1 protein-coding gene is annotated in these 360 nt (G+C 71.7%); it reads left to right on the forward strand.

The features are described from left to right. A partial coding sequence (locus ACX4ZE_RS23220; protein WP_480275595.1) for a hypothetical protein occupies window positions 1–360 on the forward strand: 360 nt, incomplete at both ends.

Consider the following 360-nt stretch of genomic DNA (forward strand, 5'->3'; position numbering starts at 1 on the left):
TGGGTTGACCGCGGCCCGGTTCGTGGCCGATCCGTTCGATCCGTCCGGTGGGGGCCGGGTGTACCGGACCGGGGACATGGTGCGCTGGACGACGGGCGGAGAACTCGAGTTCGTGGGTCGGGTCGATGAGCAGGTGAAGATCCGGGGGTACCGGGTGGAGCCGGGGGAGGTGGCGGCGGTGTTGGGGGCGCATCCGGGAGTGGCGCAGGCGGTGGTCACAGCGCGGGAGGCGCCCGGGGCGGGGGCGGGTACACAGTTGGTGGGGTATGTGGTCCTCGATCGGTCGGGTGTGGTGGGGGAGGGGGAGTTGGTCGCGCAGTGGTGTCGGGTGTACGACGATCTGGCTGGCGGGGCGGAGTC

It is taken from the genome of Nocardia sp. TBRC8007, from assembly GCF_056629435.1.